General features: G+C 35.4%; 20 protein-coding genes. 13 read left to right on the top strand and 7 right to left on the bottom strand.

What is annotated here, in order from left to right:
* Positions 1 to 42: 42 nt before the first annotated feature.
* The 3 genes from mutL to ACT3CE_RS03505 all read right to left on the bottom strand — a co-directional run bounded on the left by mutL (position 43) and on the right by ACT3CE_RS03505 (position 3,433).
* Complete coding sequence (mutL, locus tag ACT3CE_RS03515; protein WP_444708376.1) at positions 43 to 2,037, bottom strand: DNA mismatch repair endonuclease MutL; 1,995 nt, start codon at positions 2,035 to 2,037, stop codon at positions 43 to 45.
* 22 nt (positions 2,038 to 2,059) lie between these two features.
* A complete protein-coding gene (locus tag ACT3CE_RS03510; protein WP_444708375.1) occupies positions 2,060 to 2,407 on the bottom strand; it encodes a hypothetical protein in 348 nt (115 codons plus the stop codon).
* 222 nt (positions 2,408 to 2,629) lie between these two features.
* The gene (locus ACT3CE_RS03505; RefSeq protein WP_444708374.1) at positions 2,630 to 3,433 is read right to left on the bottom strand and encodes an ion transporter; all 804 of its coding nucleotides are present in this window, start codon (positions 3,431 to 3,433) and stop codon (positions 2,630 to 2,632) included.
* 263 nt (positions 3,434 to 3,696) lie between these two features.
* Here ACT3CE_RS03505 and lpcA point away from each other — a divergent pair, with 263 nt between their 5' ends.
* The 5 genes from lpcA (at position 3,697) to ACT3CE_RS03480 (ending at position 9,609) form a co-directional block, all read left to right on the top strand.
* Entirely contained in the window at positions 3,697 to 4,272 is a 576-nt protein-coding gene (gene lpcA, locus ACT3CE_RS03500; protein ID WP_444708373.1) for a D-sedoheptulose 7-phosphate isomerase, read from the top strand.
* A 153-nt stretch (positions 4,273 to 4,425) separates the two neighbouring features.
* Positions 4,426 to 5,964, top strand: coding sequence for a YifB family Mg chelatase-like AAA ATPase (locus tag ACT3CE_RS03495; RefSeq protein WP_444708372.1), 1,539 nt, complete (start codon positions 4,426 to 4,428; stop codon positions 5,962 to 5,964).
* A gap of 191 nt (positions 5,965 to 6,155) precedes the next feature.
* Entirely contained in the window at positions 6,156 to 7,454 is a 1,299-nt protein-coding gene (locus ACT3CE_RS03490; RefSeq protein ID WP_444708371.1) for a cation:proton antiporter domain-containing protein, read from the top strand.
* 230 nt (positions 7,455 to 7,684) lie between these two features.
* Positions 7,685 to 8,356: an inorganic pyrophosphatase gene (locus ACT3CE_RS03485; RefSeq protein WP_444708370.1), complete on the top strand. Its 672-nt coding sequence runs from the start codon at positions 7,685 to 7,687 to the stop codon at positions 8,354 to 8,356.
* A 356-nt stretch (positions 8,357 to 8,712) separates the two neighbouring features.
* Positions 8,713 to 9,609: a DMT family transporter gene (locus ACT3CE_RS03480; RefSeq protein ID WP_444708369.1), complete on the top strand. Its 897-nt coding sequence runs from the start codon at positions 8,713 to 8,715 to the stop codon at positions 9,607 to 9,609.
* Between the two features lie 44 nt (positions 9,610 to 9,653).
* On the opposite strand, the gene ACT3CE_RS03475 is transcribed toward ACT3CE_RS03480, so the two are convergent.
* Positions 9,654 to 10,112, bottom strand: a complete 459-nt coding sequence (locus tag ACT3CE_RS03475) for an Lrp/AsnC family transcriptional regulator (protein ID WP_444708368.1) — start codon at positions 10,110 to 10,112, stop codon at positions 9,654 to 9,656.
* 276 nt (positions 10,113 to 10,388) lie between these two features.
* On the opposite strand from ACT3CE_RS03475, the gene ACT3CE_RS03470 reads away from it, so the two are divergent.
* From ACT3CE_RS03470 to ACT3CE_RS03440, 7 genes are all read left to right on the top strand, one after another.
* Positions 10,389 to 10,928 carry a 2-oxoacid:acceptor oxidoreductase family protein gene (locus tag ACT3CE_RS03470; protein ID WP_444708367.1) on the top strand — a complete coding sequence of 180 codons (540 nt, stop codon included), beginning with the start codon at positions 10,389 to 10,391 and terminating at the stop codon, positions 10,926 to 10,928.
* A gap of 19 nt (positions 10,929 to 10,947) precedes the next feature.
* The gene (locus ACT3CE_RS03465; protein WP_444708366.1) at positions 10,948 to 11,241 is read left to right on the top strand and encodes a 4Fe-4S binding protein; all 294 of its coding nucleotides are present in this window, start codon (positions 10,948 to 10,950) and stop codon (positions 11,239 to 11,241) included.
* 123 nt (positions 11,242 to 11,364) lie between these two features.
* Positions 11,365 to 12,555, top strand: coding sequence for a transketolase C-terminal domain-containing protein (locus tag ACT3CE_RS03460; protein WP_444708365.1), 1,191 nt, complete (start codon positions 11,365 to 11,367; stop codon positions 12,553 to 12,555).
* Positions 12,548 to 13,456: a thiamine pyrophosphate-dependent enzyme gene (locus tag ACT3CE_RS03455; RefSeq protein WP_444708364.1), complete on the top strand. Its 909-nt coding sequence runs from the start codon at positions 12,548 to 12,550 to the stop codon at positions 13,454 to 13,456. Before ACT3CE_RS03460 ends, ACT3CE_RS03455 begins: the two co-directional genes overlap by 8 nt.
* 88 nt (positions 13,457 to 13,544) lie before the next feature.
* Complete coding sequence (locus tag ACT3CE_RS03450; protein ID WP_444708363.1) at positions 13,545 to 14,777, top strand: aminotransferase-like domain-containing protein; 1,233 nt, start codon at positions 13,545 to 13,547, stop codon at positions 14,775 to 14,777.
* Positions 14,778 to 14,918: 141 nt separating this feature from the next.
* Positions 14,919 to 16,100 (top strand): ATP-binding protein, encoded by a 1,182-nt coding sequence (locus ACT3CE_RS03445; protein ID WP_444708362.1) that lies wholly within the window; start codon positions 14,919 to 14,921, stop codon positions 16,098 to 16,100.
* A gap of 145 nt (positions 16,101 to 16,245) precedes the next feature.
* Positions 16,246 to 17,412, top strand: coding sequence for a trans-sulfuration enzyme family protein (locus ACT3CE_RS03440; protein ID WP_444708361.1), 1,167 nt, complete (start codon positions 16,246 to 16,248; stop codon positions 17,410 to 17,412).
* Between the two features lie 539 nt (positions 17,413 to 17,951).
* Here the strand turns inward: ACT3CE_RS03440 and ACT3CE_RS03435 are convergent.
* From ACT3CE_RS03435 to ACT3CE_RS03425, 3 genes are all read right to left on the bottom strand, one after another.
* Positions 17,952 to 19,286, bottom strand: coding sequence for a ferredoxin reductase family protein (locus tag ACT3CE_RS03435; RefSeq protein WP_444708360.1), 1,335 nt, complete (start codon positions 19,284 to 19,286; stop codon positions 17,952 to 17,954).
* A gap of 144 nt (positions 19,287 to 19,430) precedes the next feature.
* Positions 19,431 to 20,180, bottom strand: a complete 750-nt coding sequence (locus ACT3CE_RS03430; protein WP_444708359.1) for a nitroreductase family protein — start codon at positions 20,178 to 20,180, stop codon at positions 19,431 to 19,433.
* Positions 20,181 to 20,700: 520 nt separating this feature from the next.
* A complete protein-coding gene (locus ACT3CE_RS03425; protein WP_444708358.1) occupies positions 20,701 to 21,099 on the bottom strand; it encodes a hypothetical protein in 399 nt (132 codons plus the stop codon).
* 258 nt (positions 21,100 to 21,357) lie between these two features.
* Between ACT3CE_RS03425 and ACT3CE_RS03420 the strand changes: the two genes are divergently transcribed.
* Positions 21,358 to 22,749, top strand: coding sequence for an OmpA family protein (locus ACT3CE_RS03420; protein WP_444708357.1), 1,392 nt, complete (start codon positions 21,358 to 21,360; stop codon positions 22,747 to 22,749).

The raw sequence follows: 22,749 nt of genomic DNA, 5'->3' as shown, positions 1-22,749 counted from the left end.
CCCAATTCTCTAAATTCAGGACAGTTTGTCAGCAATAATCGATTATTTAAATCTTTTTTCGAGTTCCTGAGTTTCTAATACCGAAATTATGGGTTTTCCATCGGGTGTAAAATTGGGCACATTACAAGCAAATAGCTGATCGATAATGGAGCTCATTTCTTCATAACTAAGAGATTTGCCATAATTAACAGCCGATGCTTTGGCTAATGATTTTGCCAGATTTTCACGAACTTTTAGTTTTACATCTAACTGATTGGTTTTATAATTTGCCAGTAAATTTTCCAGTAATTCTTTGGGCTCCGAATTTTGTATGTCGGCTGGAGTTCCATTAATCACGAAAGTTTTCTTTCCAAATTCTCGGATATCGAATCCCAATGCTTTTACGTCTTCTAGAATTACTTGCAGTAATGTGTAATCCGAAGCATTAAGTTCTATGGTTTGCGGGAAAAGAGTTTGCTGAGCAATTCCCTGATGATTTTCCAGCGAGTTTATAAATTTTTCGAACAAAATACGTTCATGAGCTTTTCGCTGATCGATTATCATTAAACCAGAGCGAATTGGTGTAAGAATATATTTGTTTTTTAGCTGAAAAAAGTTTTTTGCTTTTTTTGGCTGTTCGGCATTCTGAAGTTTAGGTTGCAGAATTTGCTGCTGTACTTCGGGCTGCTGAATTTCCGGAGTCTGAAAATAATCGGGAATATTTTCGGGGTCGATAGCTGGCTGATCGCCTTCTTTTTGTGCCGAAGTTCCTGCAGTTTCATAAAGTTTTTGCCAGTTCTCGGGCACCTCTTTTTTGCGTGCCTGGCCAGTAGACTCTGGTGTTTTTGCTTTAAACTCCTGAAAAAACGGATTCGATTCAATGGATTGGCTTGGGTTATCGAAAGGATTATAATTTTTTTCCGCGTCAAAAGGATTATAATTCGATTCTGCATCGAAAGGATTAAACTCCGGATTCACTTTAATCATTGGAGCTTCAATCTCAGTATCCTGACCAGCCACCGGAATTTCTAAACTTGTGTCTTCATCAAAATCGATGGAAGGAACAATATTAAATTTCCCCAAAGCCTCGCGAATTGAGGCTTGAATAATTTGGTAAATGGCACGTTCATCCTCAAACTTAATTTCTGTTTTGGTAGGATGAATATTAATGTCTATAATTTTAGGATCAACCTCGAAAAATATGAAATATGGAGGAACCGTTTCGGGAGGTAGTATTTTATCGTAAGCCTGAATAACAGACTTATGAAAATACGGATGTCTCATAAAACGATTGTTCACGAAAAAGAATTGTTCCCCTAAATTTTTCTTTGCATTTTTTGGTTTTCCTATAAACCCAGTAAGTTTAACAATACTTGTTTTGGTATTGATTGTAATTAGCCTGGAATTCATACTTTTCCCAAAAACATTCATAATGCGCTGGCGAATATTACCTGCGGGCAGGTTATGAATTTCGGTATCGTTATGGATTAGCTGAAAAGATATATCAGGATTTGAAAGAACAATTCTATGAAATTCGGTGATAATATTTCGAAGTTCGGTTGAATTTGCTTTTAGGAATTTTCGTCGGGCAGGAACATTAAAGAATAAGTTCTTAACAATAAAATTACTTCCTTCGCAACATGCCGATACCTCTTGCGATATAAGTTCAGAGCCATCAATAGTGATATGAGTTCCCAACTCATCTTCGATGCGTTTGGTTTTTAGCTCAACATTAGCAATTGCAGCAATAGAAGCTAAAGCTTCGCCTCTAAACCCCATTGTTCTGATGGCAAACAGATCATTCGCTTTTCGTATTTTAGAAGTAGCGTGTCGTTCAAATGCTAATCGGGCATCGGTAACCGACATACCACACCCATTATCAATTACCTGAATAAGGGTTTTTCCTGCATCTATTAAATTAATTTTAATCGAGCTGCTTCCTGCATCTATTGCGTTCTCAACAAGTTCTTTTACTACCGATGCGGGTCTTTGTACTACTTCTCCTGCAGCAATTTGGTTTGCTACATTGTCTGGTAGAATCTGTATCAAATCTGACATATATTTATTTGATATTTAGATGTTAGCGATTAGACTTTAACTGTTCAATGCCAACAATAATCTTTTGAAGCACCTCATCCCATCCGTTAATGTAAATGAAAGCTGCCAGGGCAAGTATAATAAAAATTAGTAGTAACCTAATATTTGAAGATCTTCTTACACTACTGGTATCCATGTGTTTGTGTCGAAGTTCGCTTCTCATTCGACCCTTTATATTTGGAATATATTCTTCATTTTCATCCTTGATACCGAGTTCCGATTTCATTCTTCTTTCTCTATCCTGACGTTCCTCTTTTGCAGGGTCCCAATAACGAGGCTGTATATTAAATCTCTTATATTCAGGTTTTTTAAAAAAACTAGCAAATCCCATAATTATTTGTTTTACACCTATTTGTTAGTTAATGAATAAGTATAATTCAATATATTCTGTCGAAAATTGAATTTGTAATACTAAACTGTCTCAAAAAGGACTTACAAATATACCTATAAATTATTGAAATAATTGGATTCTTTACCTTCATCAAAGCGTTAAAAAATTCTAAAAGATATGCTGTTTTATTTAAAATTCGGTATACTGTTAGGTATAAAGGCATCAATTAAGTTTACTGCCGCAATTGCTGCAGTATTTTGCACCGTGAGCGTGTCCTTCGCTTAGGCAATTAGGACAAACCTGAGTTGATATATTTGGATGATTATGCTTGCTTAATTCAGCTGTAACAATTCCTGTAGGAACGGCAATTATAGCATATCCCATTATCATTACCATACTGGCTAGTAATTGTCCTAATGGGGTAGCCGGCGAAATATCTCCATAGCCAACAGTGGTTAAGGTTACAATGGCCCAGTAAATTCCCCTCGGAATACTGGTAAATCCATTTTCGGCACCTTCAATTAAGTACATTATTGTTCCAATAATTATCACTAAAGTGATAACTGCGAATAAAAAAACAGAAATTTTAATTCTACTTTGCTTAAGTGCGCGTATAATAATTGCACTTTCTTTTAGGTATCTGTTTAATTTTAGTATTCGAAAAACCCGAAGCAGGCGCAGTGCTCTAATTACCATTAAACCTTGTGTTCCGGCAAAAAAAAGCGCGACATAGGTAGGGAGTACCGATAAAAAATCGATTATCCCATAAAAACTAAAAATGTAGGTTTTAGAATGTCTAACAATCCATATTCGCAGAATGTATTCTATACTGAAAATAATAGTAATGGCCCATTCCGAAATTCTTAAAAGTTGATGATACTGGTTTTCGATGGAAGGTACACTTTCGAGCATTACTAAAAGAATACTAAGCAGAATAATAACAAGTAGAGTGATATCGAATATTTTACCACTTTTGGTATCAGCTTCAAAGATAATTTCGTATAGTTTTTCTTTTGTAGGTAACATAGCTAAAAGGCTTGGTTTTAACAGTAAACTTAATCAGAAAATTTTAAAAGTGCGATGAATTGCTTTATCTGTTTTAAGAAAGTGTTTATTACGCAGATCTATTATTCCTGATTCTTAATTCATAATTATTATTGCTTTTCTTACTTTTGAGAAAAATTGATTACCACTAATCTATATTTAAAATATTTTAAGCATTTTGCTGATCAGTTATTTTTAAATATCTGGTGGTATCTCTTATAAGTTTGAAACTTAATTGGTATAACATGAGTCTAAACGATATAAAAAGCAGTTTTTTAGATGCACAAACTGTGTTGAACGAATTTATTGCTAAGGAAGAAAATTTTAAGGCCATAGAAAAAGCTGGCGATGCCATGGCTGAGGCTATAAAAAATGGAGGCAAAATAATTTCTTGTGGAAATGGCGGTTCTATGTGCGATGCGATGCATTTTGCCGAAGAATTAACGGGTCGCTTTCGCGATGATAGAGTATCGATGCCTGCAATTGCTATTTCTGATCCCAGCCATATTACTTGTGTGGGTAACGATTATGGGTTCGAGTCTATTTTTTCGAGATATGTAGAAGGAGTTGGACAAAAAGGAGATGTATTGTTAGGAATTAGTACATCAGGAAATTCTGCTAATATTCTTAATGCCATTAAAGTGGCAAAAGAAAAAGGAATGTATGTGGTTGGACTAAGTGGAAAAACAGGAGGCGAAATGGCTGATGTTTGCGACGTGGAAATTAGAGTGCCCTGGAAATCATATTCCGATAGGGTGCAGGAAATTCATATTAAGGTAATTCATTGTTTGATTCAGTACATCGAAGCGAAATTGAAATAAGAGGAAGTAAAGAAACAGAAAAAGGGTGTCGGTTCGGCATCCTTTTTTTGTTAATTAATATTGTTGAGTTGATAATGAGGGTGATGTGTTTTGATTGATCGTTTAAAATGCTTATATTCAAAAAGCTTTTTGTTAAAAAGAAAATCTATATACATGCTTGTTAAAACTTATGGAAGTGCCGTTCATGGTATTCATGCAACAACCATTACTATCGAGGTAAATGTTTTTCCCGGAGTGCGTTTCTCACTTGTAGGTTTGCCCGATAATGCAGTTAAAGAAAGTCAGCAGAGAATCGATTCTGCCCTGCGCGAAGTGGGATATAAAATTCCGGGTAAAAAAATTATTATTAATATGGCTCCTGCCGATATTCGCAAAGAAGGATCGGCCTACGATTTGCCTCTTGCCATTGCAATATTAACAGCTACCGAACAGATTACTTGCGATACACTCGATAAATTCATGATAATGGGAGAACTTTCTCTCGATGGTAGTTTAGTGCCTGTGAAAGGGGTTTTACCTATGGCAATACAAGCCAGAGAAGAGGGTTTTGAAGGGTTAATATTACCCAAAGCAAATGCACGAGAGGCAGCGGTAGTTAATAAACTAAAAGTATATGGAGCCGACTCAATAAACGAGGTAATCAAGTTTTTAAAAGGAGATCAGGAAATAAAGCCAACCGAGGTTGATACGCGTGCCGAATTTTATGCTCATTTAAATAAATTTCCTCACGATTTTGCTGATGTAAAAGGACAGGAGAATGTGAAAAGAGCTTTAGAAATTGCTGCCGCAGGCGGACACAATATCATAATGATAGGCCCACCTGGTGCTGGTAAAACCATGCTGGCAAAGCGAATTCCCGGTATTTTGCCTCCCTTAAGTCTGCAGGAAGCATTAGAGACTACTAAAATTCATTCGGTGGCCGGAACTCTCGAGAAAAACAGCTCTTTAATGACACAAAGGCCATTTAGAAATCCACATCACACCATTTCAGATGTGGCCCTGGTTGGTGGCGGAACTTATCCGCAGCCAGGTGAAATTAGTTTAGCTCACAATGGAGTGCTTTTTTTAGATGAGTTACCCGAGTTTAAGCGTACTGTTTTAGAGGTTATGCGCCAGCCATTAGAAGATAGAACCATAACCATTTCGAGAGCAAAATTTTCGGTTGAATATCCTGCAAGCACCATGTTGATTGCTTCTATGAATCCTTGTCCATGCGGATATTATAATCATCCCGAGAAGGATTGTCTGTGTGGCCCCGGAATGGTACAAAAATACCTGAGTAAGATTAGTGGTCCGCTTTTAGATCGAATAGATATTCACATAGAGGTGGTTCCGGTTTCTTTCGATAAGATCTCCAACTCTCAGTTGTCAGAAAAAAGTGAAGTTATTCGTAAACGGGTTGAAGCGGCGCGCGATATTCAGACCGAGCGTTTTAAAGACGAAGAGGGCATGCATTGCAATGCACAAATGAGCTCTAAGCTATTGCGAAAATATTGCCGACCCGATGAGGCAGGAATGGCGTTGCTAAAAACTGCTATGGAAAAGGTTGGCTTATCGGCTAGAGCCTACGACAGAATATTAAAAGTATCACGAACAATTGCCGATCTGGAAGGAGCAGAAGACATTAAAAGTGAGCACTTGGCAGAAGCCATACAGTATCGCAGTCTCGATCGCGATGGTTGGGGTGGATAGATGATAATTATAAATTTGTATGGACATAGCATACCAATTTTTACCAATTCCGTTTTCATCATTTTTAGTATATGACTATGGATGTGGAAAAAAGTTTTTTCTAAGGAACTAATATTTTAACCTGGGCTTTGGGGATTTTGTATCTTAAAAATGATTATTTTCGATCTAAAATCAATATTTATCTATTGCAAATGTTAGAATTCGATTCCTATCAAATAATTATAGCAGGTTGTTTAATTATTTTACTCTCTTTTATTTTTACTAAGATTGCAGATAAAACCCATGTTCCATCGGTATTGATGCTGATAGGACTGGGTATTTTTATTCAGTATGGCCTAAAGATACTTCATGTTCCGGAAATTAATTTTTTTCCCATACTCGAGGTGATTGGAATTATTGGTTTAATCATGATTGTTTTAGAGGCGGCGCTCGACCTGGAGTTGAAAAAAGAGAAGATTAAGGTAATTACTAAATCCTTGCTAGTTGCTAATTTAGGACTGGCTGTTTCTTTATTTGTTGCGTCGGCTATCATCTATTATGCCATTCCAAATATGGATTGGCTAACTTCTGTTTTGTATGCCACGCCATTATCGATACTTTCGAGTGCAATTATTATTCCCAGTGTTGGCAAGCTAAGCGAAGAAAAAAGGGAATTTCATGTTTATGAAAGTACTTTTAGCGATATTATTGGCATTATGCTTTTTTATTTTGTGTTGAATGTGCTTGACTTTAAAAATCAAGATCCTTTTGCTGTATCAGAAGTTATGCACCCTATGTTAAGTTTTGGAATCAGTATTGTTGTATCATGCATAGTTGCTTTTGTGGCTAGCTATTTATTGTTGTATGCATTTCAGTTTGTTAAAGATGGTGCACATTTATTTCTGTTGATTTCTCTTTTGGTATTGCTTTATGCAGTAGGGAAAATATTACACTTGTCGCCACTAATAATTATACTAGTATTTGGAATAATAGCTCAGAATAATGAATTATTTTATCGGGGCAAGCTTCGGAAATTTCTTCACAAAGAAAGGTTTGAAGTTTTAAAGCGCGAGTTGCATGTAATAACTATGGAATCTGCTTTTGTGGTCAGGACCTTCTTCTTTGTGATATTTGGTTTAAGTATTGTTGTTTCTAATTTGCTCGATTATCAGGTTTTGGAAGTTAGTTTAATGCTTCTGCTTAGTATATATGTAATACGCTGGTTGTTGCTTCGTATTTTTATAGGGATTGATATTTTTCCACAAATATGGATTGCACCACGAGGCTTGATTACTGTTTTGTTGTATTATGCAATTCCTCATAAGTATAGTAACGAGTCTTTCGATCCTGGTATTTTATTGTTTATTATTATTTCAACGAGTCTTATTATGTCCTGGGGACTGATTCACTCGGCCATTGTTCGGGATATTCCTTTAACAATTACCCCAGGTTTTGAAGAAGAAAAGATTGGTGATAAGGAAATGGATTCATCAGCCAGTAAAGATGAGTAGTAAGCAATAGGTAATAGTGTGCCTGTTTTTAATGAGACTATCCCAAAGCTTACAAATTTTGGATATATTGCGGAGTATCAAATGTGTCTGGCGATAAATACTCATTTTCTAGTTATTAAGACAAAAGAAAAAGACGATTAGGTTGTTTTTTATATTGTTTTATTACATTTGCCTACAGCTAACTAATTGTGTTGTTTGGAGTGCCGAAACAACAAATGAAATTTTTAATTATGGGAAATAAATTAAACGACCCAATTGCAAGACTAATGGGCTTGCGTTATAAGTCGCATCCATGGCATGGACTTGATGTAGGAGATAATGCTCCTGAGTCGGTTATGGCTTTTATTGAAATGGTACCTACCGATACAGTAAAATACGAGGTAGATAAAACAAGTGGATATTTAAAAATAGACCGACCTCAGAAATATTCGAATGTAGTGCCTGCTTTGTATGGTTTTTTACCACAAACATACTGCGGCGATTCTGTAGGTGAGTATTGTAGCGAAAAATCGGGTAAGCCCGAAATTAAGGGTGATGCCGATCCGTTGGATATTTGTATTCTAACAGAGAAGTCGATTTCTCATGGCGATATTATTGCTGAAGTTCGCCCTATTGGTGGCTTTAGAATGATTGATGGCAACGAAGCCGACGATAAAATTATTGCTGTACTAAAAAACGATGCTACTTACGGTCAGTTTACCGATATTAAGTGTGTGCCCAATGTAATTGTTGATAGACTAAAACACTATTTTCTGACTTACAAAGATATGCCAGGACTTGATCGACAAGCTGAAATTACGCATACTTATGGATGTGAAGAGTCTCACGAAGTAATTCTTCGGTCGATGAACGATTACAAAACCAGATTTGAGAATTTGGAAGACATATTAAAGCATGTATAAGTAACAAGAACTACCTATCATATTTAAAGCGATGACTCTGCAGAGTTGTCGCTTTTTATTTTTAATTATCAGCATTTTTATCTTTATAAAAAAAAGAATATATTCGCATCAGATTGAGTATCTGTAAATTGTTATAATCGGTGATATCTAGGCTGTGGAAGATTTCGGATATTACTTTAGCTCATCATAGATCTTCTCTATGTACCATGGCTTCATCATTACTAAATGACTAATGAAGCTGTTTCGGTGCGCCAATTTTAGGTTTTACTTTTAAATTCTTATTGGGAAATATCTTTATCTGCTTCTATTTATTGTTACTATGCTTAAATAAAATATTTAAGATATAAATTAGAAATATGAATATTAAAATTAAAACAATTCTGTTGCTTTTGTTGGGCACAATATTTTGGGGGATGACTTTTGTCTTTATAAAAGATGCCGTATCTCTTATTAGTGTCACTAATTTTCTTGCTTATCGTTTTTTAGTAGCAGCTCTGGTACTTGTATTTATTTTCTTTAAACGCTTAAAAAAATTTAATTCAGATACCTTAAAATACGGAGCTATTTTAGCTATTCCGTTAATGATTAGCTTTTTTGCACAGACTATTGGTTTGCAATACACCAGTGCCTCTAAGGGTGCTTTTATTACTGGTTTATCGGTTGTTATTGTTCCTATAATTTTATCTGTAATGCAAAGGCGTTTGCCTGGTTTTAATATTTTAATTGCTATTGTTTTAGCTACAATGGGTTTGGCTTTACTCACATTAGGAAATGGATTAAGTCTTAATATAGGTGATGCCTGGGTTTTATTTTCGGCTATATTTTTTGCCAGTTACATTATTATGGTCACACGTTATAGTGGTAAAAGTGATGCCATATTATTATCAATAACTCAGTTTTTTATATTCGGATTTTTATGTTTTTTATATTCTGGTGTAAAAGGAGAATTGTATTTTCCTAAGGAGTTTAAAGTCTGGCAGGCTATTATTTTTACCGCTTTATTTGCCACAGCATTTATGTATACGGTTCAGAATTATTATCAAAAATACATATCCGAAATAACAACTTCTATTATTTTTTCGTTCGAACCGTTATTTGCTGCTATCACTGCTTATTTTTATTTGAATGAAGCGTTAAGCGAAAAAATAGTTATTGGTGGGTTACTGATTTTTGCTGGTATATTGTTCGCTGAGATAAAACTGAAGATGAATATGCAAAGCGTAAAAAAACTATTTGCTTTTATAAATAAATAGGTTTTTCTCATAAAACTACCATGGCAGTTTACCAGGCTAAACAACTACAAATCATACCCAATTTTCTCCGACGAGGAAATCACGAAAGTGCTGTTAAAGCGAGTGATATAATCGAATTTTGAAAGTTTTTCCTGAATAAAAAACTGGAAAGCATTCATATCTTTCACCATAATTTTAAGCATGGCATCAAAATTTCCCGACGTGATATAAAACTCCATTACTTCTGGTAAAGCCAAAGCTTCCTGCCTAAAATGATCTACCACATCTCTGGTGTGTTTGGTTATTGAAATAGAGATGAAAACCACCATGCTTTTATCGATTTTTTCCGGATCGAGAACAGCCACATAGTTTTTAATAATTCCGCTGCGTTCCATCTTTTTTACCCGTTCGTAAATAGGTGTATTACTAAGGTGTAGTTTTTCTGCTAACTCTTTAATTGTTATTCGACAATCCTGCTGTAGCAACTCTAAAATTTTCCGATCGGTTCGATCCAAATTTTCCATAGAAGAATATTTTTCTATTGATATTGGTATTTTATGTGTTTGTAAAGATATAAATTCTTTAATATAGCATATATACTAGATTAGTTTTCTGTATTTATTCTAAATACTGGTAAATAATTTCGTGAACAGGTACTTTTACAAGAGTAAACCTCTTGATTAGATTTTAAATTCAAGATCTAAGAACGAGATTGATTTACAGATAACAACAAAAACTAAATATTGAGAGAGATTCAGGATATCTCACATCTGAATTCTCTTATCTCAAATCTAACTTACATGAAAGAAATTAGATGGCACGGACGAGGAGGACAGGGTGGATTTACCGCTTCTCGTTTGTTAGGAATTGCAGCTAGTGTTCACGGAGAAAAGCATGCTTTGGCATTTCCATCTTTTGGACCCGAGCGAAGAGGAGCTCCTGTTTTGGCATTTACCAAAATTGATGATACAAAAATTCACGATCGCAGCGAGGTACAGGAAAGCGACTATGTTGTGGTTATGGATGAAACCTTAATTGTGCCGGGATTCGAAAAAGGAATTAAACCGGGAGCCTGTATTTTAATTAATACTCAAAAGATTGATTCTTATAGCGAGCAATTGAAAGATTTCGATTTGCAGGGTATTGATGCAACATCTCTGGCTATGGAAATATTAGGCAGACCAATTACCAACACTGCTATGTATGGAGCTTTGGCGGCTGTATCGGGATTGGTAAGCAAGGAGGCTGCAATAGCGAGTATCCACACCGAAATGAAACCGAAACTGGCAGCACTAAACGAGAAAATTGTTGAAAAAGCATTTGAACTAATGAACAATTAATAATTCTTAATTGATTAAAATGAATCGTCCAAAACATACTGAATATAAAACTCCAATTCATATTGATGATTATCCAACTGGACCGCAATATGAAGCGGGATTCCTTCCTGAGACCAATGCCGGGTGGAGAACCTTTCGTCCTGTGGTAGATCATGAGGCATGTGTGTACTGCCTGCGTTGCTACTTGCTTTGTCCCGATGGAACCATAAAAAAAGAAGATGGCAAAATTACATTCGATTTAGATTATTGCAAAGGTTGTGGCGTATGTGCCCACGAATGTCCTAAGAATGCAATTACAATGGTGAAGGAATAAAGCTTTAAGCTTCAAGTTTTTGCAAAAGCAAAATGATAAGGGTAATAAAAAGCTGACAGCAGACAGCTAGTAGCTTATTGATTAAGTATGATTGGTAAGCTAAAAAAAAAGATACTATTAGAGATGAAAAATAATAAGATTTTTATTTCAGGAGATGAGGCAGTAGCGCAGGGCGTAAGATTATCACGTCCGCATGTGATTGCTGCCTATCCAATAACTCCGCAGACCATTACCGTTGAGCGATTATCAGAGATGGTAGAAGCAGGCGAGATGGATGGAGAATATATGCATGTAGAGTCCGAGCACTCAGCGATTTCAGCAACCATGGGAGCTAGTTCGGTTGGTGCCAGAACATTTACTGCATCTTCCTCTCAGGGATTGTTGTATATGGCCGAAGGATTACACTATTGCAGTGGTGGTCGCTGGCCTGTGGTAATGATGAATGCCAATCGTTCGGTGGCTTTGCCATGGAGTATTTATGGCGATCAGCGCGATTCTCTTTCATTGCTGGATTCGGGTTGGATACAAGTATATGTGGAAGATGCACAGGAAGCTTTAGATATGATTATACAGGCTTACAAAATTGCTGAGCACAAAGATGTGCTAACTCCAATGATGGTGAATCTTGATGGATTTATTCTGACTCACACCTACGAGTTGGTTGAAATTCCTGAACAGGAAAAGGTAGATGAATTTTTACCTCCATTTCAAACGCCTAATAAAATGTCGTTCGAAGAACCCAAGAATTTAGGTTTTAGCTCTCGTCCCGATGATAATACCGAATTTAAATATCAGCAAAATAAAGCCATGCTCGATGCCATTGATGTGATTCACAAATGTGATGAGGATTTTGCCGATAAGTTTGGTAGAAAATATCACGGAATGGTAGAGGAATACCGCTGCGAAGATGCTGATGTGGTATTGGTTGCTTTGGGTAGTGTTTGTGGAACTGTTCGTGTAGTGGTTGACAAAATGCGAGCCGAAGGTAAAAAAGTTGGATTGTTAAAAATCCGCTACATGCGTCCTTTTCCTGAAGCTGAAGTGAAAAGTTTGGCAAAGCGGGTGAAAGCAATAGGGGTTATCGATAAGGATATTTCTTTTGGATACGAAGGAACCGTTTATACCAATGTAAATTCTGCTCTTTCGAAGGTTGACAAGTATGTTTACAAAAGCAATTTTGTTGGCGGACTAGGTGGTCGCGATATCACCAAAGCAGAAATTGAAGAGATGTTTGACAAGCTTTTCGCCGGACTTGAGAATAAGAGTGAAGAGAAAGTAGAATTTTTTAGCCTAAATGTTGAAACCAATGACTAATCTAGTAGATATCCCAAAAGTGAATGCGAAAAACATGACCGAAAAGGAATTTTTTTATGGTCATAAGGCTTGCGCCGGATGTGGCGGAAGTATAGCTGTTCGACTGGCGTTAAAGGTTTTGGGCGAGCGTACTTATACAGCGCTACCAGCCGGATGCATGTCGGCAGTAGGATTTATTTTTCCGCAAATGGCATTCAATACCAATGCCATTATTACCACCTTTCCGGGATCGGCAAGTATGGCAGCGGGAATTGCTGCCGGAGCCAAGGCTTTAGGACAGAAAGATTTTAAAACCGTTGTGTTTGCCGGTGATGGGGGAACGGCCGATATCGGCTTTCAGGCTTTATCGGGAATGATAGATCGTAATGATGATGTGCTTTATATCTGCTACGACAATGAAGCATATATGAATACGGGTATCCAGAAAAGTGGATTAACACCTTACGGAACCAAAACAACTACCACACCGGCAGGAAAAAATCTCCCGGGAACAGTAACTCACAAAAAGAATTTGTTTGAGATTATTGCTGCGCACGATATTGCCTATGCTGCAACGGCCAGTATTGGTTATCCTCAGGATTTTATGAACAAGGTAAACAAAGCCAAGCATACCAAAGGAGCAACTTTTATTCATGTATATGCATCCTGTCCTACGGGATGGGGAACACCCACCGAAACATCGGTAGAAATTGCCAAAGACGCAGTAGACTGTGGTCTGATTTTTCTTGCAGAGTATGAAGATGGAGAATATAAACTGAACCGAAATCCAAAGGAATTTAAATCGGTGAAAGATTACTTAAAAAAGCAGGCCCGTTTTAAGCACATGACTGATGAGGATATTGAATGTGTAACAAAACATCGCGATTACAAATGGAAGCGCATGCGCAAAAACTGGCTGTAAATAAATTAATCTCTTTATAGATTGTAAAATAGTTTCATAATACGAAAAGAGATAATACAAAAACACAAAACACAAAAATAACAATATCATGATCAGCGATTTAAAAGGTACTTTTTCTCATATCAGTAATAATATTAAAAGATCAGCCATTCGTGAGATTTTAAAATTAACGCAAAACCCGGAAGTAATCTCTTTTGCAGGAGGTTTACCAGCACCCGAATCGTTTCCGGTTGATAGTTTGGATGGTTTAATTTCGACAATGCTGAAAGAAGAAGGTGCTGCTGTTTTGCAGTACGATGCTACCGAGGGAGTTACAGAGTTAAGAGAGCTGCTTTTAAAAAAATATCAAGACGAAGGAATTGAATGTTCTTTAGATAATTTGATTGTAACCACCGGATCGCAGCAAGGATTAGATTTAGTGGGCAAAGTTTTGGTGAACGAAGGCGATACTGTTATTTGCGGTTTGCCATCTTACCTTGGCGGGATTGGTGCTTTTCAGGCTTATGGTGCTAAAATGGCAGGAGTACCAATGGACGAGCAGGGGATGAGTGCCGATTTACTGGAAGCTAAACTGATAGAATTGGCAGAACAGGGTATTAAGCCAAAATTTATTTATGTTATTCCCGATTTTCAGAATCCTACTGGAATTACAATGCCTAAATCGCGACGAATAGAGATTCTTGAATTGGCTCATAAATATGATGTTTTACTTGTTGAGGATTGTCCGTATCGCGAAGTGCGTTTCGAGGGCGAAGCACAGCCTATGATGTATGAGCTTGATAATGATGATCATGTTTTGACACTGGGAACTTTCTCGAAAATTTTTGCTCCTGGTCTTCGCATTGGCTGGATATTAGGGCCCGAAGCCGTGAATGAGAAAATTGTAATTGCCAAGCAGTCAGCCGATTTATGTACGCCTACTTTTGTGCAGAAAATTGCTGTTCGTTATTTAAAATCGGGTGTGTTCGAAAGTAATTTGAAAAAAACAATCGATTTGTATCATCAGCGTCGCGATGTAATGCTTAGCGAGATGGAGAAGTGCATGCCTAAAGGGGTAAGCTGGACACATCCCGAGGGAGGAATGTTCCTGTTTATTACTTTACCCGAAAATATGAATGCCCTGGATTTGTTTCATAAAGCGATTGAGAAAAAGGTAGCATTTGTTACCGGAAATGTATTCTATTGCAATGGTGGTGGAAACAATACTATGCGTCTTAACTTTTCTTATGTAAATAACGAAAAAGCCATAGAAGGTATTCGACGATTGGCTAAAATTATAGAAAAGGAAATGGTGACTACTGAAAGCGAAATTTTTGCCTAGAAGGATTTACTATTTCAAATAGAAATCATATAAAGCGCTGCAAATGTTATTCTTACTATTTGCAGCGTTTTTTTTATTAAACGTTGTTAAATTATATGTATGGTATGACTTAATTACTCTAAAAAAAAGAAGGATAAAATTATGATGGTTAGGTTAAATTTTATTAACTTCTTGAAAAATAACTATTTCTTATATAAAGAGGATATGGGATGCACAGAAAAGTTTAACCCACAGTTATTGGAGTATAATACAAGTTCTATAGATTATAAAGTATTCGTCGATAGTTCTTTGGATGTAGTGTGGAAAATGAATTTGCAATCGTGTTTTACCTATGTAAATCCATCGATTTATAATCAATTGGGATTTACAGTAGAAGAATGGACCGGAAGTAAATTGTCTGATCATGTTACACCGAAGGAGTTTAATAGAATAGCCAGGATTGCTTTATGTGAAATTAAGCGATCAGAAAAAAGTAAATCGGTTTATTTTGAGACTGTAATTCTCAATAGAGCGGGTAAGCCTATCGATTTTGAGATAGTTTTTAAGTTTGTATGTGATGAAAATGGTATTCCGAAAGAAATAATTGGTAGTGCCAGAAACATATCGGAACGCATAAAATGCCAATTGGAAAGGAAAAGATACAACGCGATAAGAGATAAGTTTTTTTCGGTGGTTGCACACGATTTAAAAGGATCGTTTAGCTCTTTACTGGGATTTAGCGATTTATTGGTGGATATGGTGAAAGATCAAAATGATGAGAAACTTAAGAAATTCACTAAGCTATTAAATAATAATTTGCAAAATACCTACGATTATCTGAACAATTTATTGGAATGGACGATGGCACAAACCAATGGTATTGATGTTAATTTGCAAAATTTTAGATTTATTAATTTAGTGAATGATGTATTTGATATTGTGAAATTGCAGGCCAAAATGAAAACAATTACTCTTACTTATAAAATTGATGAACAATTAGACTTGTTGGCCGATTCTAAGATGATAGAAACAGTTCTGCTTAATTTACTAAGTAATGCAATTAAGTATAGTAACAACGGTGGAAAAATATCTGTAAGTGCCGAACAAAACGAGAAGGAGTTTAAATGCAGTGTCCGCGATAATGGTATTGGCATAAGTGAGGATAGAATAAAATCTATTTTTATTTTTGAAGAAAATAGTAGCACTTTAGGAACAAATAATGAAACAGGTACAGGTCTCGGACTTATTTTAAGTAAAGAGTTTATAGAAAGGCATAATGGTAAAATTGGTGTAAGTAGCAAATTAGGAAAAGGAACTACTTTTTGGTTTACAATTCCTGTTTAATTAGTAATAGTTATGAGTTTTAAAAACCACTTTCGAGTGGTTTTTTTATGCGTAATTTTTTACAATCTATCTTTATCTCTTAATTTTTTTGATTAATTTTTCATGATTTTTAAAAATTGTGAATCATCTTATTTAGAATAGACAAATGAAAAATATAAATGCATCACACACACCTCTTTACCGAGAGGCCGGATTTAACTTAAAAGATTCGAAAACAGCAAAACAAGCATTTTCTGCAGAGATTGATCATCCGCATGAGCCTGATAATTATATTTATTCTCGTTATCGTAATCCTACTACTGTAGCGGTAGAAAAGCAGATTATGGAATTGGAAAACTGTAATTGGGCCCTGCTTGTGGAAACAGGAATGGCGGCCATCGATGTGGCTGTATCTATTTTTCAGAAAGGAAAGGAAACGGGTCCCTGTTTGTTTTTTCATGAAATATATGGTGGAACCAATTCTTTTATCGATACAGTATTAATTAAGAGAAGAAATATGGATATTCGCCGATTTTATGCGAATAATGGTTCTTATGATTTGGGGGAACTGGAGAATATGCTGAAGGAAATTAGTCCTGAATTTCTTTATTTCGAAGCGGTATCGAATCCAATGTTAATTGTTGCTGATGTAAAAAAAATAATGGCACTAGCTAAGCAATATCATTGTAAAATTATTGTTGATAACACTTTTGGAACGCCTTATTTGTGGAAACCATTGCTCGATGGGGCCGATTTGGTAATTCATTCGGTAACAAAATATTTAAGCGGACATGGTAACATAACTGCCGGTGTTATTTGTGGTAACGATAAGGATTTAATGAAAGAAGCAATTGAGTATCGCAAGTGGGCTGGTCATTTTCTTAGTCCTGATGATGCTTACCGCCTGGGAACACAGCTTAAAACTTTCGAATTGCGCTTTAAACAGCATTGCGATAATGCATCTGTTTTAGCCGAATATTTAGAGAATCATCCTAAAATAGAAGAGGTTTTATATCCGGGGTTGGAATCGCATCCAACCAGAAAAGAAGCCGTTGATTTGTTTGGCAATAAAGGTTTTGGAGGCATGCTAACTTTTGATATTAAGGGAAATTCCGATGAGGATAAACGAGAGAAATGCAATTGCTTTATTTCTGCTTTAGAAAATACAATACCTTTAGTCCCAACTTTGGGCGAAGTAGATACCATTCTTTTGCCGGTTGAGCCAGTTTGGGGCGCTAAATACCCATTACCAGGAGTTATTCGTTTATCGGTGGGTATCGAGAATATCGAACTTCTTAAAAGTAGGATTGGAGAAGCTCTGGAGAAAATATAATGGTTTAAAATTTGACAATTGGCAGTAGTTTATTATAGCCTTACTAAATTCTCATGGCAGGCATTATAATTTAAAGAAAAAATACAAGCGGGAGAGCAGCTTGCAAATATTAATAGAAAAAGAAAATAATATTTGGAGTAGAAAGCTCAAAAGTAAGATGCCACACAAACCATAATGTAGGGAACTATTATGGTTCAAATTTTTTGAATGTAATAATCTGGCATTTTTATTTTAAAAATAAGAATGCCAGAATTAATAAATGCTCCGAAATTAAATAATCCTAGGGCTGTAGTTTTGCTCACCATATTCATAAGGTGATTAAATTGTTCTTTAATTCTTTTTTAGATTTAGATAGATATCTGTTAACTAAAGAAATGTTAATGCCATAAAATGCAAGCACCTAAAACCAATATTATTAAAGCAATATATTTGAAATATTTGTTTTTTACACTGAAAAAGTAGTAGAATAATGTGTGTGCCTTTACCTAATCTCCCTTCGTTAATGATTAAATAAAGTTTCATTCGCCATCGTAAATAAACTAGCGCATCTCAAACAATTCCTGGTGAAATTTTGAATGAAGTCCATTTCCTTTAAGGTCTTTCTTTATTGATTTTCCCATTTTTGAGGGGCCGCAAAACCAAACACTTGCAGATTTCCAATTCAAAATAGTATTTCGGATGTGTTCTCCGGAAATTAGAGCTGATTTAGAGGTATCAAATAGGTGTAAATTGATATTGGCTTCTGCCGAGACTTGCTCTAACTTTGTCTTAAAATTTGAATCTAATTTCATTGCTGAGTAGAAAAAATCAATTTTTTGCTTACTATCTTGTTGTGCCAAGCGCTCCATTCGGGCTAAAAAAGGAGTGATACCAACACCTCCCGCTATCCATATTTGGCTTTCTGTGTTGTTGTTAAAGGTAAAATTACCATAAGCACCTTCGATAACTACTGAGTCGCCAATTTTTAATTTATTAGCCAAATTAGTAGTATAATCGCCAAGAGCCTTAATTGTAAAGCTTATATTTTTTGTCTTTTTATCCCAAGCCGAACTAATTGTAAAAGGATGTTGTGACTCTTTCTTTTCAAATTTTAGAAATGCAAATTGTCCTTCTTTATGTCCTTTCCATTTATCGCTTTTTACTGTTAATTCAAACATATTCATGTCGGGATATGTGTTAATGGATTGAATTTTTCCCTCAGACTTTTGTTTTTTGCCCACTTGCCCCAAAAGAACAATAAAGGAAGAAACTGTTCCTACTATCATTAAAATTGCCATAATTATACCAATGGGTTGTGTCCAATAATCGATATACATTAGTGCAAAAGAATGAAAAACCAAGGCTAAATAAATGATCGCCATTGCAATGTGAGTTTTTGCAAAAAAACGATAGGGTATTTTCTTTAGCAAGGCCATAATTAGAAACAGAACGGTTAAATAAAAAGCGTACTCACCTACATGAAGAGCCGTAGATTCAAGTGATTCCAAAAACTCTTCAAATGCGCTGGGATCTAATTCTTCGGTGGCTCCAGAGATGGCATCCAAAATTATTAATCGATCTAATTGCGACCACCATTGAGGCAATTTAGACACCAACCAGTGCAGAATAGAAAACGAAAATGCAAGAATACCTAGCCACTTGTGCAGACGGTAAATTTTATCAAGTCCGCCCAGGCGTTTCTCAATCCACAGGGGACGAGTTGCCAATAGCATTGAAAAAGTCATGGCAGAAAAAGCTATAATTCCGGTATATTGAGCCAAACTCTTCGTAAACAAATTGGAATCAAACGGAATATACAGCAGGGTATTTGTAAAAAACCATAGTATTGTGATAAGAGTAAATGATAGGGCGAGTGCGAGTTTTATTTTATTCATATAAGTTTTCCAATTCGATTAGAACTTCCTGCCATGAAGATTATTTTCATTTTTGGAAATTTACTTTAGACTATAAAAATTTAATAAAAAAATGTAGAGACAATTCATAAACTGCCTCTACATATAAATAAAAAAGACTTTCAATTAAAGTTCAATAATCACATCTTCTTTTGCCATACGTGCTTTAGGCAACTTACGGTTGTAATCTTTTTCTTTTTTGTGATATCCGATTGCTAAAGCAAAAGTACATTCGTAATCATCGCCTAATTCTTTGGCAAATTCTTTTTGAATTTCCTCCGCATCAACACCTTCCATTGGTGTAGAATCGATATCAAGACGAGCCAATGCATGCAACACGTTGCCCAAAGCAATGTAAGATTGAGCTTTTGTCCATTGTCCATTGTTTCCATTTTCATCAGCTGCCTTCTGCGCAAATATAAATGCTCTTTCTAGCTGTTTATCATATCCTTTTTCATTCATTCGTCCGGCAGCTACGCTAGCGTCTAATCTTTTTTTGTAATCCTCTTTGCCATAATGCACTTTATTGGCAAAAAGAATAATTTCTGAAGCCTTTGTAGCGTGAGGTTGATTAAATTGATATTTCTTAAAAGTTTTAGCCAAACGCTGTTTTGCTTCATCACTTTTTATAACGATAAATTTCCATGGTTGTGAGTTGATAGAGGAAGGCGATAAGCGCAAAACCTCTTCTATTGTTGCCAAATCTTCGGGTGAAACGCGTTTTGTTTTATCGTAGGCTTTTGACGTATAGCGACTGTTCAAATCCTCGATGATTTGATTACCAACAGAAACATTTGGTGTTTCTCCTTTTTCTTTTGGTGTACAAGCTCCTATAATTCCTGCGACTACTGTCAGTATTAAAATTATTTTTTTCATAATTTATTTGTTTTAATTTTTCTATAATTTCTATTGTTGTTATCAAAATTACATGTAATAAGAATGGTTAAAAATTCTTGTACAATGGTTTACAATAATTTCAAGTTCTTATTACTTTGTATTGGGATGCAAAATAGTAACTTTTTTTATTTGAAATATTGTATTAAAAAGGGAAATTCTGGTAAAAAAAAAGGGAAATATTAAATTCATCTCGTTTAAGGCTTTTCGGTTTCGCCTCGTTTTTTATAATGGTTTCTGAACTCCACTATATTTTTGAAACAATCTTTATTGATTATTTAGTAGTAGTCTTATAATTTGTATTTACCTGATAGTACGATCTGATCCTTAGTTTGAGCATTTCGCTTAAACTCCACGTATGCAGTCCTTACAGCAGTATTACTGCAATTTGTCCTTTTCTCCTGAAAATTATTAAGTGCGAGTGGCATGTACTAAAGTTTTGTTATTTTTTTTAATAGATATGAGCAAAACGTTCGCATCAGCAGTTGTATTTCATTTATTGTTAATTGGAGCGTTTTCTATTTTTGGCTGAGTTCATTTTCTTTTCAATTATTTCCTTCAATAGATAGGTCAATCCTCCGCTAATAAAGGTCGCTACTATATCTTTCCAATCAAATGTTCCATGAATCCCAATTAGTCCAAGAGGCTCCCATACTATGCTGTAAAGAATTGTGGCAAGTATTATCTGTTTATTTTTTTCTTTGTTTGAATAACTCTTTGCCCCCCAAAAAACGAAACAGATCCCAAGTACACATACTAAACTTCCAATTGTATCTGCAAATCCATAGTCATTTATCGTATTGTTATAGATATATGGTCTGTAAAAGTGCGTCAGTAATTGTGAAGAAGCCAATACAATAAAAGCTAAAATCAGATACAAATTTTTTTTCTTATTATCCATTACTTAAATATCTGTTCATAATTTAATTCTTCATAGAATCACCCAAAAATGCAATTCCGTTTTAGTGTGTGGCAAAACGGTGAATTGTATGGATTGTAGGACATTAGAAATTGTAGCTATTACGCATAAAAATATCCTTAATTATCACAATATTGTAGATCAATTGCAGATAACCATACACTCGATTTGTATCATTAAATAGAGCAATTCAATATATTTCTTTATTTTTAAGCATCACAAACATAATTCTATTTTATAATGAAACAGTTCTATATAAAATATCTTATTGCATCGAGTGTTATTTTCACATGCATTGTATCTTATGCTCAAGATCAGAATATGGTGCTTAATCCTGGTTTTGAAGTGTACGATAAATGTCCTGAGAGTTACACCTTTATGGATCATACACATAAATTAATTCCTAACTGGACATATCCATCAGCTACGACTCCCGATTATTTTAACGAGTGTGGTTCCAGAGAAGTAAAAGTACCTGATAATTTTGCAGGATATAGCGAAGCTAAATCTGGTAAGGCTTATATGGGCGCTATTTTAAGTGGGAGTAATCGCGATTTTAGAGAATACATTCAAGGTACTTTAAGCAGCACTATGATTGCAGGCCAAAAATATTGCGTTTCATTTTGGTACAAATTAGCATCGGGAAGTAAATTTGCTGTTGATCAGTTAAGCATGCATTTTACTAATTCGAAAATAGCTAACAATAATAAAACATTTTTAAAATTAAAGGCACATTTAACGAATAAAGAAGGTTTATTTTTAGACAATACCGAAGAGTGGATTCAGTTTTGTCAGGTATATACTGCTAAAGGAGGAGAGGAATTCTTTGTTGTGGGCAACTTTAAAAATTATGATAATACAAATTATGTAGTTACTGGTCGCGATACTAAGAATAAAAAAGGCAAAACCTATGCGTATTACTTTTTCGACGATTTTGAGATTCGTCCGTTGGTTGATTGTAATATGTGTGCATGCGTTTCTAAAGATTTAAAAACTATTGTTATCGATTCTTCATACACAGGAGGTTTAAATCCTGTTACGGGCCGAATTAATAAAATAATAAACGATGGTATAATTAGCTTAGGAATTACAGGAGGAGAAGCTCCTTATAATATTGAGTGGAGTAACGGAATACAAAATGCACAAACCATTCGAAATCTGGGAGCCGGTACATATACCTACTATGTAAGTGATCAAAATAACTGCCATTCGGAAGGCACCATTGTTTTTAAAGAGCCCATACTGCCCGAAGATGCTTTTACCGAGGGATTAAGAAATATTGAAGAGGGTGGCGCTCTTATTTTAAATAATATTTTCTTCGAAACGGGTAAAAGTACGCTTTTGCCAACTTCATTTGTTGAACTGGATAAAGTAGTCGATTTTTTAAAAGAAGGTACACTTAGTTTGATTGAAATTAGTGGACACACCGATGATGTAGGTTCTGATAAATTAAATCAGATACTAAGTCAGAAACGAGCAGAATCTGTGGTTAAATACCTTGTTGGCAAAGGAGTCGATTCTCAACGAGTTAAAGGTGTTGGGTATGGCGAAACTAAATTTATAGATACCAATAAAACAGAAGCCGGACGAGCAAAGAATCGTCGAGTGGAATTTTTAGTACTAAAAAAATAA

The organism is Marinifilum sp. RC60d5, assembly GCF_052400665.1.
In the GTDB taxonomy this organism is placed as follows: Bacteria; Bacteroidota; Bacteroidia; order Bacteroidales; family Marinifilaceae; genus JBQTGK01.
Note: the sequence above shows the minus strand (reverse complement) of the source record. Positions and strands in the feature narration are given on the sequence as shown.

Coding starts and splice junctions, on each gene's coding strand:
- mutL (WP_444708376.1), bottom strand. CDS start 2,037: ATGTCAGATTTGATACAGATTCTACCAGACAATGTAGCAAACCAAATT.
- ACT3CE_RS03510 (WP_444708375.1), bottom strand. CDS start 2,407: ATGGGATTTGCTAGTTTTTTTAAAAAACCTGAATATAAGAGATTTAAT.
- ACT3CE_RS03505 (WP_444708374.1), bottom strand. CDS start 3,433: ATGTTACCTACAAAAGAAAAACTATACGAAATTATCTTTGAAGCTGAT.
- lpcA (WP_444708373.1), top strand. CDS start 3,697: ATGAGTCTAAACGATATAAAAAGCAGTTTTTTAGATGCACAAACTGTG.
- ACT3CE_RS03495 (WP_444708372.1), top strand. CDS start 4,426: ATGCTTGTTAAAACTTATGGAAGTGCCGTTCATGGTATTCATGCAACA.
- ACT3CE_RS03490 (WP_444708371.1), top strand. CDS start 6,156: ATGTTAGAATTCGATTCCTATCAAATAATTATAGCAGGTTGTTTAATT.
- ACT3CE_RS03485 (WP_444708370.1), top strand. CDS start 7,685: ATGGGAAATAAATTAAACGACCCAATTGCAAGACTAATGGGCTTGCGT.
- ACT3CE_RS03480 (WP_444708369.1), top strand. CDS start 8,713: ATGAATATTAAAATTAAAACAATTCTGTTGCTTTTGTTGGGCACAATA.
- ACT3CE_RS03475 (WP_444708368.1), bottom strand. CDS start 10,112: ATGGAAAATTTGGATCGAACCGATCGGAAAATTTTAGAGTTGCTACAG.
- ACT3CE_RS03470 (WP_444708367.1), top strand. CDS start 10,389: ATGAAAGAAATTAGATGGCACGGACGAGGAGGACAGGGTGGATTTACC.
- ACT3CE_RS03465 (WP_444708366.1), top strand. CDS start 10,948: ATGAATCGTCCAAAACATACTGAATATAAAACTCCAATTCATATTGAT.
- ACT3CE_RS03460 (WP_444708365.1), top strand. CDS start 11,365: ATGAAAAATAATAAGATTTTTATTTCAGGAGATGAGGCAGTAGCGCAG.
- ACT3CE_RS03455 (WP_444708364.1), top strand. CDS start 12,548: ATGACTAATCTAGTAGATATCCCAAAAGTGAATGCGAAAAACATGACC.
- ACT3CE_RS03450 (WP_444708363.1), top strand. CDS start 13,545: ATGATCAGCGATTTAAAAGGTACTTTTTCTCATATCAGTAATAATATT.
- ACT3CE_RS03445 (WP_444708362.1), top strand. CDS start 14,919: ATGATGGTTAGGTTAAATTTTATTAACTTCTTGAAAAATAACTATTTC.
- ACT3CE_RS03440 (WP_444708361.1), top strand. CDS start 16,246: ATGAAAAATATAAATGCATCACACACACCTCTTTACCGAGAGGCCGGA.
- ACT3CE_RS03435 (WP_444708360.1), bottom strand. CDS start 19,286: ATGAATAAAATAAAACTCGCACTCGCCCTATCATTTACTCTTATCACA.
- ACT3CE_RS03430 (WP_444708359.1), bottom strand. CDS start 20,180: ATGAAAAAAATAATTTTAATACTGACAGTAGTCGCAGGAATTATAGGA.
- ACT3CE_RS03425 (WP_444708358.1), bottom strand. CDS start 21,099: ATGGATAATAAGAAAAAAAATTTGTATCTGATTTTAGCTTTTATTGTA.
- ACT3CE_RS03420 (WP_444708357.1), top strand. CDS start 21,358: ATGAAACAGTTCTATATAAAATATCTTATTGCATCGAGTGTTATTTTC.